General features: G+C 45.4%; 9 protein-coding genes. 1 reads left to right on the top strand and 8 read right to left on the bottom strand.

The window, feature by feature from the left end:
• Positions 1 to 77 precede the first annotated feature (77 nt).
• The 4 genes from AC1DUA_RS06620 to AC1DUA_RS06605 form a co-directional block, all read right to left on the bottom strand.
• The gene (locus AC1DUA_RS06620; RefSeq protein WP_477498969.1) at positions 78 to 1598 is read right to left on the bottom strand and encodes a methyl-accepting chemotaxis protein; all 1521 of its coding nucleotides are present in this window, start codon (positions 1596 to 1598) and stop codon (positions 78 to 80) included.
• A gap of 329 nt (positions 1599 to 1927) precedes the next feature.
• Positions 1928 to 2563 carry a 3D domain-containing protein gene (locus AC1DUA_RS06615; RefSeq protein WP_477498967.1) on the bottom strand — a complete coding sequence of 212 codons (636 nt, stop codon included), beginning with the start codon at positions 2561 to 2563 and terminating at the stop codon, positions 1928 to 1930.
• A gap of 179 nt (positions 2564 to 2742) precedes the next feature.
• On the bottom strand, positions 2743 to 4677 hold the full coding sequence (gene thrS / locus AC1DUA_RS06610; protein WP_477498966.1) for a threonine--tRNA ligase: 1935 nt from the start codon (positions 4675 to 4677) through the stop codon (positions 2743 to 2745).
• Between the two features lie 343 nt (positions 4678 to 5020).
• Positions 5021 to 5962 carry a putative sporulation protein YtxC gene (locus tag AC1DUA_RS06605; RefSeq protein ID WP_477498965.1) on the bottom strand — a complete coding sequence of 314 codons (942 nt, stop codon included), beginning with the start codon at positions 5960 to 5962 and terminating at the stop codon, positions 5021 to 5023.
• A gap of 194 nt (positions 5963 to 6156) precedes the next feature.
• Between AC1DUA_RS06605 and AC1DUA_RS06600 the strand changes: the two genes are divergently transcribed.
• On the top strand, positions 6157 to 7257 hold the full coding sequence (locus tag AC1DUA_RS06600; RefSeq protein ID WP_477498964.1) for a GGDEF domain-containing protein: 1101 nt from the start codon (positions 6157 to 6159) through the stop codon (positions 7255 to 7257).
• 67 nt (positions 7258 to 7324) lie between these two features.
• Here the strand turns inward: AC1DUA_RS06600 and mqnC are convergent, their stop codons facing one another.
• From mqnC to metA, 4 genes are all read right to left on the bottom strand, one after another.
• Complete coding sequence (mqnC, locus tag AC1DUA_RS06595) at positions 7325 to 8461, bottom strand: cyclic dehypoxanthinyl futalosine synthase (protein ID WP_145659965.1); 1137 nt, start codon at positions 8459 to 8461, stop codon at positions 7325 to 7327.
• Positions 8462 to 8597: 136 nt separating this feature from the next.
• Positions 8598 to 9770 (bottom strand): trans-sulfuration enzyme family protein, encoded by a 1173-nt coding sequence (locus AC1DUA_RS06590; RefSeq protein ID WP_477498963.1) that lies wholly within the window; start codon positions 9768 to 9770, stop codon positions 8598 to 8600.
• A complete protein-coding gene (locus AC1DUA_RS06585; RefSeq protein ID WP_477498968.1) occupies positions 9770 to 10936 on the bottom strand; it encodes an aminotransferase class I/II-fold pyridoxal phosphate-dependent enzyme in 1167 nt (388 codons plus the stop codon). The genes AC1DUA_RS06590 and AC1DUA_RS06585 overlap by 1 nt, the downstream gene beginning before the upstream one ends.
• Before the next feature lie 34 nt (positions 10937 to 10970).
• Complete coding sequence (gene metA, locus AC1DUA_RS06580; protein WP_477498962.1) at positions 10971 to 11915, bottom strand: homoserine O-acetyltransferase MetA; 945 nt, start codon at positions 11913 to 11915, stop codon at positions 10971 to 10973.
• Positions 11916 to 12118: the final 203 nt, after the last annotated feature.

The following is a 12118-nucleotide window of genomic DNA, read 5'->3' as shown; positions in this document are numbered from 1 at the left end:
GTCACTCACCTATCTCTCCATGTTAACATTCATAACAGTAATCTTATTTTACACTAAAACAATGGTTTTGAGAACCATTATTTCAAGATTAAATCGATTCCTACGACACCGATAGGGACTCCCGTGTCACTTATTATCGCTTTAGATAAGGTAATACACGGTTTTTTCGTAATAGCTGACACGTATTCCTCCGAAACAAAGAGTTCACCGTCCATCGCCCGCTTCCACCACTCTCGCCCCTTTCCATTCACAAGGCCGGCTTCAGGCAGTGAAAAGATGAACGTCCCGTCCGCTCGGTTCGACCAGATCGCCTCAATACCATCCGTTTTCTTCAAAACTGCGCCTAATTGAGCGGCATGATCCCCATCGACTAGGGAAGTGATGTCAGCTTTGAGCACAAGGGAGCTAAGCAGCTGCTTCATCTCTTGGATATTGACGTTTGTTGTCCCTTTCGTATTTTGCAAACCAACCGCTTGAATGGCTTGGATAAGCTCTGTCGAGGAGCGATCCAGATTTTGATTGATGTGCTGCAGCATCGAAACTTCCTGGCGCTGCTTTTTCATTTGCATAAGTGTGTTCTCCACGCTATCCATGGTTTCGTTCATCAGTTCTACCACTTGTCCCAACGAGGACCTCGTCCCTGTTACTAAGGTGGACTGCGTCTTGGTTGAGCTTGTCGTACTTGCTACGAGGTTGTTCACATGAAGGATCAGAGAGAAAATCGTATCGATTTTTTCTTTCATCACCTTCATTTCGCTAATCCCTAGCGCAACTGACTTCTTTTCTTCTGCAACGGCTGTTACCACTTGCGCAACGCCACTCTCAATAGCGGTCAAAATTTCCGAGGATTTCGTAACCGCATCATGGCTTTGCGCAGCCAGCTTCTTGATCTCCTGCGCAACAACCGAGAACCCACGCCCTTGCTCACCTGCTCTTGCGGCTTCAATGGAAGCATTAAGGGCAAGCAACGATGTCTGAGAGACCACTTCCGCAATGAACGTATTGATTTCTTCGATCTTGGAAGTATGGCTCGTAAGATCCTGAATCTTACGCTGCATCGTATCATTATTGATATGCAAATCACTCATGACTTCGTCTGTGGCATTCAGGGAGCGGCACACATCAACTACCGTATCTTTGGTCTGTTCGCTCTCTTTGTGCATATGTACCGATGAATCTAAAATGTGGTCGGCTGCTGCCGCCACCTGCTGAATCGCCGCGAAAGCTTCTTGCAACTGTCCAACCGCTTGATCGCTGCGAGCTTTCAAATCCTCTTCCCCTTGAATGGATGCATCCGCAATGTGCAGCAGTTGACTGATAGAGCGATTCACTTCTTCCACTGCCGCTGCCAAGCGATCCGCAACTACCTGCGACTCCTGAATAAACGTCCGGAATTGCTCCTGCTGCTCCTTCCCAGAGTGGAGTGAAGCGCTTGAGGCCTTATTCATAACGATGGTTAATATCCCTAAAAACAAAAAAACAGCCAACCCTGCAGCCGTAAACCAGATTGATGTTGAAAATAAAGCGATTACACTTACGGCAATACCGATGAGAATAAGACCATACAACCAAGCTTTCAGTTTCGTCTCTGCCTGCATAAGCAATTGGCACTCCTCCCAGATGGGCAAATGTTAGATTTTGCTACATTATATCGAAAATAGGCGACGATGAAAAGAAATAAAAAAGCAGAGACCCTTAGAGGTCCCTGCTTTCTTACATCCCTATTGCTATGGTTATTCATTATTTGTTTTGGTTTTGTGTATTCGTTTGTTGCTGCTTGTTAGGTACCGCAGTTTCCGTAGCGAATTCTACGTCTTGTGCTGCTTTCTTGTTGTTTTTGTTCTTAGCCATGTTCAATCACCTCCTGTATGTATATCGTTTCCCAAACAGGATTTTTTATGATGGAAAAATTTGGCCCGAACAAATTTTATAACGATTTGGTTGGAGACAGGATCTCATCCTTCAACTGATTCCAAATGAGCTCAGTCACCTTGCCATTCCCCTGCTTGACGATAAATACTTTAACGGTTTTTTTGCCCCACTCCTTGTAGACCTGATCTTTCGTATCAAAATACAAGTCAATTTTCTTCCCTTTAATCGCGCTTCCTGTATCGGCAACTACCCCGTACCCATACCCTGGGATAAACAAGACCGTGCCGAGTGGAAAGACTTTCGTGTCTGCAGCGATGGTTGATAAGGCTTTGTCGTCGCGCTTTACTTTGATTCCAGAGAAGGTAATCCCGTACTCAGGATGATCCGGATTTTTACCTGTGGATTCTTTACCTGCATAATATCCGGTAGCCGTCACTTCAACCGCCTTAAGTTTGGACAAATCCGAGTCCAGTTTAGGCACATAGCGATAATTGATTTGTTGCTCACGATCTTGTGTTACTGGTACAGAAACAGGTTCCGAATTGCTCGGAGTATCCATTTGATGCGGCACTTGTATATGGCTTACGGTTTCTGCCGTGTTTCTTGTTTCTTGTCCGAAAAGCGCAATCAAAACATTCATGATCATCCAGGCTCCAAGCCATTTGGGCTTAGTAAATAACGCAGTAAACATCGTTTTGATACCTCCCCTACTATTGCAGGTTGTCCAGTTCATTCCAGAATTAAACCTCCATATGCAGACTCACTGATTAAAATGCCCCCTTTGCGTTCCCTTATACATACCAAAATGCCTAATTTTGAAAACAAAAAAAGCAGAGAAGAATGGCTCTTCTCTGCTTCCTTTGTGTGCGATTATAGTTTTTTGCTGATCTCTTCATTGATCATGCCGATAACTTGATCAATCGGATGTGTACCCAAATCCCCTTGACCGCGTTTGCGGACAGATAGACTTTCGTTCGTTACTTCATTTTCCCCGACAACGAGCATGAACGGAATTTTCTCCAGCTGTGCCTCACGAATCTTGTAACCCAGCTTTTCATTGCGGTTATCCGCTTCGACACGAATACCTGCAGCCAATAGACGCTCAGTCACCTTATTTGAGAATTCCTCAAAAGCAGGCGATACAGGAATGACTTTGGCTTGTACCGGCATCAACCAAGTTGGAAGGGCACCTGCGAAATTTTCCAGCAAGAAAGCTGTCATCCGTTCCATAGTCGAGATGATTCCTCTATGAATAACAACTGGACGATGCTTCTGGCCATCTTCTCCTGTGTACTCTAATTGGAAACGTTCTGGAAGCAAGAAATCAATCTGAGCCGTGGAAAGAGTCTCCTCTTTCTTAAGCGCTGTTTTGATTTGAACATCAAGTTTAGGGCCGTAGAATGCGGCTTCCCCTTCAGCTTCGTAGAACGGAAGTCCTAACTCTTCAACAACTTCACGCAACATGCGTTGGGAAGTTTCCCACATTTGATCATCTTGGAAATACTTCTCAGTATCCTTAGGATCGCGGTAAGAAAGGCGGAAACGGTAGTCAGTAATGCCGAAGTCAGCATATACTTGACGGATCAAGGTAACTACACGCGAGAATTCTTCTTTGATTTGATCCAAACGACAGAAGATATGAGCATCATTCAGTGTCATAGCGCGAACACGGTGTAGACCCGTTAATGCGCCTGACATTTCGTAACGATGCATAGTACCAAGCTCTGCGATACGAACTGGAAGATCACGATAGCTGCGCATATCGCTCTTATAAACCATCATGTGATGCGGGCAGTTCATCGGACGAAGGACAAGTTCTTCATTGTCCATGACCATTTTTGGGAACATATCCTCGCTATAGTGGTCCCAGTGACCGGATGTTTTGTACAGTTCAACGTTGGCAAGAACCGGCGTGTAAACATGCTGGTAACCTAAGCGCTCTTCCAAGTCTACAATGTAGCGTTCCATTGTACGTCTCAATTTGGCGCCGTTTGGCAGCCAAAGCGGCAAACCTTGACCAACCTCGCGGGAGAACGCGAACATTTTAAGCTCTTTACCGAGCTTACGGTGGTCACGTTTTTTCGCTTCTTCGAGCAAATGCAAATGCTCATCCAGCTGTGCTTTTTTAGGGAACGCAGTTCCGTAGATGCGCTGCAGCATTTTGTTTTTTGCGTCTCCGCGCCAGTAAGCGCCTGCTACGCTTAACAGTTTGAATGCTTTAATCTTGCCAGTGGATGGCAAATGCGGTCCGCGGCATAGATCAAAGAATTCACCTTGATCATAAATAGTGAGCACGGAATCTTCCGGCAAATCGCGAATTAATTCAAGTTTGTACGGATCTTCCATCTCAGTGAAGATGCGAATTGCTTCCTCACGAGAAACCACGCGGCGAGTAATCGCCAGGTTCTCATTGGAGATGCGTTCCATTTCCTTCTCGATTCTCACCAAATCCTCTGGATTCAGCGGGGTATCCAAATCGATGTCGTAGTAGAATCCATCTTCAATGACAGGTCCAATTCCTAATTTTACAGTCTTTTCGCCGTAGATGCGTTTAATAGCTTGAGCCATTAAGTGAGCAGTACTGTGACGATACATTTCCAAACCCGCTTCATTGTCGAGGGTCAAAATCTCAACGTCAGCATCATGTTCCAAAGCGAACGACAAATCAACTGATTTTCCGTTCACTTTACCGCCTACCGCATTTTTCTTCAGTCCGGAAGAAATGGATTCCGCCACTTGCTCAATGGTCGTTCCAACTGCGTACTCTCTCACTGCGCCATCTGGTAATTTCACTTGTACAACCATTTTCGTTCCTCCTGTATATGTGATTGAACGCAAAAAAGCACACTGCATCCCAAAAGGGACGAGTGCGCTCAGCTCGTGGTTCCACCCTAGTTCGATTCGCTTCATGTCTACTCAGAGCATGGCGAATCCTCATCAGCATTCGGTAACGGGAATGATTCCGGTGCTGTATACTAACAGCCTGCAAGTCAGGCCGAATTCCACAACACGGCTACAAAGGGGTAAACAATCTGTTTCACTGAAGGAGATTGCAGCCTAGTCTCCTCTCTCTGAGCAGTTCTTGCAGAAAGTTCTTGTCTTTGATTAACGCCTTCGCTCACTATTATAATTGGCTCTTCGTTCAAGGTCAAGGGGATAGTTGATCTTGTTTTGTCGCTTCCCCTAAATAAATGTCACATGTTCGGCAGTATGAACACACCGTAGTGCGATCCTCGAAGATTTGCCTAATCGTTTTAATTATCGTCATGTCAGCATCTCTGGTGTGAATATAGATATTTGCAGGAGATACTGTGATCAGCGTGCTCACGATCATATCTTCGAAATTAATGTCCTTCTCCAACATTTCCATCTTAAAAGTAGCATCAAATTCATTGGCATCAATGAGCTCCATGCGATCATTCAAAATAACGAACTCATGACCGCCTTTATGGATCAGATGAACAACGGGGATTTTGGCCTCTTGAATATACACAAAATATTGCAAAAGAGAAATAAATTCCTGGTACTGGCGATCCATCATAAATTCATCTATCGCATATTCCGCTATTTCCCGCAGCTCGTCCGTGTAATCTTGCAAGCGGAAATGCAGGAAGCCATCCAAACTGAGCCTTGAAGTTTCTTCTAAAGCCTGCATAAGCTGCTCAACTAATACTTGTCTTCGCCGCTGAATACCAAAACTGTTGGTAAGAACAGGAGAGTCATCTATCCCTGTCTCTGTATAAACCGATGGTTTACAGTACCCTTCAATAGCTTCCAGATCTTCCTTGGCCTCATACTTAAATTCTTTTATAAGCAAGCTACGCAAAATACTCGATTCTTTGTCTGCGATGATGTGATCGGCTAAAACACCAGCCAGATTCGGCATCATCTGGCCTCGCGCTTCTGAATTTTCCTTGTCAGTCAACTTCGATTCAAGGCGGATATATGCATGTGTTTCTGTCCATTCGTATRCAATTGTCCATCCACTCTCAACAATATGTAAAAGTTGCAGCTCACGTTCTATCTGAGCGCTTAGCGAACRCACATATGACTCATCAACCTTCATGATCACGATAGTAAACAGCTCCATACCCTCACTCCTTCCATCAATACATCCTCCTCTTAAGAGTATATGGTCGATAGGTAGGAGATATACAACGAACAAATTGCCATTTCCTTTCAGTATTCTTTATCAAATCTTTAAGTAAAGTTATTCCAATCCCGCAAATTTTCATGCTATGATAGTCATCATAGTGCTTTAGTCTCATATTGGAGTGAGTATCCATGCAAATAGACGCATACCAACTGCACAGACACGCTTGGAACCGCATGTTATTGAACACCTACTGGTTCCTTGTTATGCTTCAACTACCTTTCGAACTTCTCTACTCTTTCACCGCAAAGAGGGATACATCGAACACGTCAGTCCATCTCATTATCTCCATCCTCCCCATGATCCTCATCCTGCTTGTGCTAGAAGCGACCAATAAATTCTATAAAAAGCAGCTGGATTACCAAATCATTAGCGGCGGTGCGATCCTATCATTCACGATTATTTACTTCAATTTTGAGATAAATCTAGTTATCCTTTATATTTTGCTTCCGATTTTCGTATCTATTTTTTACCTGCAATTTTCCAAAATTATTTATTCAGTAGCCTTATCACTAGTCTCCTTCTCTATTCTTTTTATTGTAAAATTGCGTTTACTCGCAGATTATACGTTTATAGATCTCCTAACGATACTGCCGGTGTTGAGCATTATTTCGATTATCACATTCGGAATTATTAAGCGCGGCGTTGAGATCCTCAATAATTTGCAGATAACTACGGAATTGAAACAGGAACTTTTGATCAAAAATATTATCATGGACAAACTCTCCAAAACAGATGCTCTAACGGATTTGTACAACCATATTACTTTCCATGAATACTTGGATGAGCTTATTATGCAAAATTCTCTGGGTCACTTCTGCATTCATATCGCGGTGCTGGACATCGACAATTTCAAGAAAGTCAATGATACTTACGGCCACAGAGCGGGTGATGCTGTCTTGAAAAAAGTAAGCAGCACCTTGAAGAATTATGTAGGTCTCAATGATTTTGTAGCCAGATACGGCGGTGAAGAGTTCGCAATTATTTTCACGGAAAAGAACACCGATGTGGTGTTTGATCTACTCGAAAGAATCCGTTGGCAAATCTCCCAAATGAAGCAGGAAGAGCTGAACGGGCAATCTGTCACCATTTCCATAGGACTCAGTGAGTACCAACCAGGGACCTCCAAAGAGCTGCTTTTCGCTGGCGCAGATCAATCCTTATACACAGCCAAGAAAACCGGTAAAAACAAAACGATCATCCAAACTGCCCCTTTGCTGGAAGCGCGATAATTCATGCAGAAAAGCCCCCAACCACGATGCAAGTGGGAGGAGGCTTCTTTATTTAATGCGCTGAAGATTAATTCTGCATGACAAAATCTTTATCAATTTTCACATTCACGTCGTCGAAAACACGCAAAATTTGGTATTTCGTGTTCCGCTGCGCAGGAATTTTGCCTGCTTGGCGAATGATGTCCAGCGTTGAAGTCACATTGACTTTGTGCGTCGTACCCGCCGCTGATACCACGTTTTCTTCAATCATCGTAGAACCGAAGTCGTTGCAGCCGTAGCTCAGGGTCTGTTTACCCACTTCAGGTCCCATGGTGACCCAAGAAGATTGGAAATTCGGTACATTGTCGAGCATAATCCGGCTAATCGCCAAAGTTTTCAAATATTCTTCAGGCGTTACTTTCTCCGCCTTCATATTCGTATTATCCGGTTGGAACGTCCACGGAATGAACGCGAGGAAACCAGGCGTATTAAGCTTCTGCATCAATACGTCGTCCTGAGCATCTCGGATACGCAGCATGTGAAGCGCACGCTCTTCCATCGACTCGCCGAAACCAATAACCATCGTGCCCGTTGTATGCATACCAATTTTGTGAGCGGTTTGCATCACGTCCATCCAATCGCGCCATGAACCTTTGAGCTTGCTGATTTTGCGTCTAGTCCGGTCATCCAAAATTTCGGCGCCACCGCCTGGCAAGGAATCGAGTCCAGCCTCATGCAATTGGCGAACTACCTCTTCCAAGGATAATCCGTCTGAAACGTCTTTCATTTTCATAATTTCAGCTGGTGAGAAAGAGTGCATCGTAATGTCAAAACGCTTCTTAATCTCACGAAGGATGTTCGTGTAATAGCTGAAAGGCAAGTTCGGATTGGTACCACCTTGCATCAGGATCTCCGTACCATTCACATCCAGTGTCTCTTGAATCTTCTGGAAAATAGTTTCGTCCGGCAATACGTACCCTTCAGCTGAACCTGGTGCACGATAAAACGCACAGAATCTGCAGTAAACATCACAAATATTTGTATAGTTGATGTTCCGGCCAATAACAAACGTTGTAATCGGATCCGGATGCCATTTTTTCATAATTTGATTCGCAGTATCGCCAATTTTCTCTATTTGATCGGATTCGAACAGTGTAATGCACTCTTCTACATCAATTCGCCCGCCTGATTGTGCTTTATTTAAAATACGATCGATCGGTTTCACAGCTCTTCACTCCTTTAATTTCTGATGGCTCGTATCCATTCATCGTACCATACTCATGCCAAAAAAGCAGCAAATTGCTGCTTTTCATAGGTAGGAACCTTTTTCAAATATGACTATTTTGGGAATTCCAGAACGTTTATCCGCGAAGCGCTTGCTCTAAATCTTCAATTATGTCTTCGATGTCTTCAAGACCAACCGAATAGCGGACAAGACCGTCAGTGATGCCTCGCTGCAGGCGAACTTCCTTCGGCATCGCGGCGTGAGACATCATAGCGGGATAGGACAAAATGCTTTCTACAGCACCAAGGGAAACGGCTACCAGCGGAATCCGCACCTTGCTCAGCATCTTTTTCGCTTTCTCGCCGGAGCCTACATCAAATGAAACAACTGCCCCGTAGCCAAGGGACTGCTTTTCATGAATCTCTCTACGTGGATGATTCGGAAGGCCCGGGTAGTACACGACCTCAATGTCCGGCTGTTCGGATAGCCATTGCGCCAATCTTTGAGCGCTTTTCTCTGACACTTCCATGCGGGCTTTCAAAGTTTTCATTCCGCGAATGAGCAGCCATGAATCTTGAATACCAAGAACATTACCTAAGCCGTTCTGGATCTGCTTCATTCTGCGGCCTAAGCTATCATTCGCAACTACGGCGAGCCCAGCTAGTACGTCACTATGTCCGCCTAGGAATTTGGTAGCACTATGAAGCACAATATCAATCCCTAACTCAATTGGACGTTGATGGTAAGGCGTCATGAACGTATTATCCAGCATCGTCAGCAGATCGTGTTCTTTGGCAAAAGCAGCCACTTCGGCGATGTCGGTAATTTTGAGTGTCGGATTCGAAGGTGTTTCTAGGAACACTGCTCTTGTGTTAGAGCGCAGAGCTGCACGAACTTGAGCAATATCCGTCATATCAACGAATGTGGACTCGACCCCCATCCGATTCATTATCGTAGTAAGCAATCGATATGTACCACCGTACACGTCTTCCGTCACAATAACATGATCTCCTTGTGAAAGGAGCATGAAGGCCGAGGAAATCGCGGCCATGCCGGAAGCAAAGGCGAAGCCGCGCGTTCCTCCTTCGAGAACCGTAATGTAGTCTTCCAGAGCTTGACGGGTAGGATTACCGGAACGTGTATAATCATACTCCGGAGAAACCTCCAAATCAGCTTGATGGAAGGTTGATGCTTGATATAAGGGCACGCTGGAAGCGCCTGTAGCTTCGTCAATTTCAGCGCCAAAGTGGATGAGTTTTGTAGCGAATTTGCCGTGAGGCTTGCGTTTATCGTTCGGTGAATGGCTCATTACAGGGATTCTCCTTCTAATTCAGCTTGTGCTTGACTGAGCGCGTTCGCTAAATCTGCAATGAGATCATCTTGGTGCTCGATCCCAACAGAGAAGCGCAGCAGGCGGTCATCCACGCCGATTTGCTGACGAATTTCAAGCGGGATATCCGCATGCGTTTGTACAGCTGGGTATGTCATCAGCGATTCAACGCCGCCTAAGCTCTCTGCGAAGGCGATAAGCTGGATGTGGCGCAGAATGGGCTCAACCAGTCTGGCATCCCTTACTTTAAAGGAGAAAATCCCTGTGTTTCCGCTCGATTGTTTGTTTTGAATGGCATGACCTGGGTGAGACTCCAGTGCCGGATAGTAGACGTCACTGATAAGCGGGTGCTCCAGCAGGAAGTTCGCGACTGCTGTTGCATTCTGCTCATGACGTTCCATACGAAGCGCCAGTGTCTTCATCCCTCTCATCAATAGCCAGCTGTCTTGCGGCCCAAGCACGGCTCCAATCGAATTGTGCAGGAACGCCATCTGTTCTGAAAGCTCCTTGCCCTTGGTCACAATCAGGCCGGCAAGAACGTCGTTATGTCCGCCCAAATACTTAGTCGCGCTGTGAACGACGACGTCCGCACCCAGCTCTAGTGGGCGCTGTAAATACGGAGTTAAAAGCGTATTGTCAACGATGGACACGATGCCCTTCCTCCGGGCCCAAGTACATACAAGCTCGATATCTGTGATCATCATGAGTGGATTCGTCGGTGTCTCAATGATCAGCCCTTTGGTATTCGAACGGTACGCAGATTCCAAACCGTCCAAATCGTTCGTATCTACATACGTAGCCGTTACACCGAAGCGAGACATGATTTTCTCAAGCAGACGGTACGTACCGCCATATAAATCCAAGGAAACAATCAAGTGATCGCCTTGACTAAAGTAAGCAAAAACCGTTTGCAGCGCTGCCATGCCGGATGAACATGCGAAACCCGCATCTCCGGATTCCAATTGAGCGATTGCATCCTCAAGCACTTTACGAGTTGGGCTTTTGGTACGCGCGTAGTCAAAACCAGTGCTTTGACCGAGCTTCGGGTGACGGAAAGCAGTAGCCTGGTAAACAGGGAAGCTGACAGCTCCAGTTACAGGTTCTTCGATGGAGCCAATTTGGGCGAGACGACTTTCGATTTTCAACAAAGGGAGTTCCTCCTCATGATTTGGGTACGAATTACAGTTGCGCACTTGCCAGGCTTTCATTGATATTAGCATTAAGCTCAAAAGGTGTTGCTTGGTATACATAATAGTTCAACCAATTGGAAAACAGCAGGTTCGCATGGGCTCTCCAAGTGTTATAAGGCTGTCTGCTAGGATCATTGTTCGGGTAATAATTTCTGGGGATCTCTATAGGAAGTCCCTTGCTCACATCCCGGTCATACTCCCATTTCAATGAATTCGCATCATACTCGGAGTGGCCTGTTACGAAAATATGCTTTCCGTCACGCGTAGCCGCGATATAGACACCGGATTCCTCCGATTCAGATAGAATCTCCAAGTCCGGACATCGCACAATGTCTTCACGACGAACGTCCGTATGGCGCGATTGCGGCACATGGAAAACTTCATCAAAACCGCGAAGCAGCTTCGTATTCGGCACCTCGACAGTGTGTGGGAATACTCCAAACATTTTGTTGTCCAGGGCAAATTTACGAACCCCGAAATGATGATACAAGCCCGCTTGGGCTGCCCAGCAAATATGCAAGGTAGAAGTGACGTTTTCTTTGCTCCAATTCAGGATTTGCGTCAACTCCTCCCAGTAATTCACATCTTCAAACTCCATCTGTTCGACTGGGGCACCTGTAATAATCATGCCATCCAGCTTCTCTTCTTTAATATCGTCAAAAGTTTTATAGAACATCTCCAAATGTTCAACGGAAGTGTTCTTAGAAGTATGAGTTTTCGGATGCAGAAGGACGAATTCCACCTGCAGCGGTGTATTCCCGATCAAGCGCAGCAACTGCGTCTCGGTCGTTTCTTTCGTAGGCATCAAATTCAGCAAAGCAATGCGAAGTGGACGTATATCCTGGTGATACGCGACAGATTCGTCCATGGTGAAGATGTTCTCTTGGTTTAAAATTTCTTTGGCAGGCAGGTTGTCAGGAATCTTGATCGGCATCCTGTTCACTCCTCTTCATTGGTTTATTGTGGGTGTATGAAAATGCAAAAATGACCTTCTCTGGAATCAGAGAAAGGCCATGGAAAGTCACTGTCAATGTCCTTCTCTTATCTCCCAGATTCGCTTTCTATAAGCGGTTCCGCAAGAATTAGCACCGTGCATCCCTTTGCTTGCAAAGGTTTGTCGGTTGCCGGGTGTCATAG

It is taken from the genome of Paenibacillus sp. 01T422 (genome assembly GCF_056398785.1).
Note: the sequence above shows the minus strand (reverse complement) of the source record. Positions and strands in the feature narration are given on the sequence as shown.

Excerpts from the sequence above, each read along its gene's own strand:
- AC1DUA_RS06620 (WP_477498969.1), bottom strand. The coding sequence starts at position 1,598 with ATGCAGGCAGAGACGAAACTGAAAGCTTGGTTGTATGGTCTTATTCTC.
- AC1DUA_RS06600 (WP_477498964.1), top strand. The coding sequence starts at position 6,157 with ATGCAAATAGACGCATACCAACTGCACAGACACGCTTGGAACCGCATG.
- thrS (WP_477498966.1), bottom strand. The coding sequence starts at position 4,677 with ATGGTTGTACAAGTGAAATTACCAGATGGCGCAGTGAGAGAGTACGCA.
- metA (WP_477498962.1), bottom strand. The coding sequence starts at position 11,915 with ATGCCGATCAAGATTCCTGACAACCTGCCTGCCAAAGAAATTTTAAAC.
- AC1DUA_RS06615 (WP_477498967.1), bottom strand. The coding sequence starts at position 2,563 with ATGTTTACTGCGTTATTTACTAAGCCCAAATGGCTTGGAGCCTGGATG.
- AC1DUA_RS06590 (WP_477498963.1), bottom strand. The coding sequence starts at position 9,770 with ATGAGCCATTCACCGAACGATAAACGCAAGCCTCACGGCAAATTCGCT.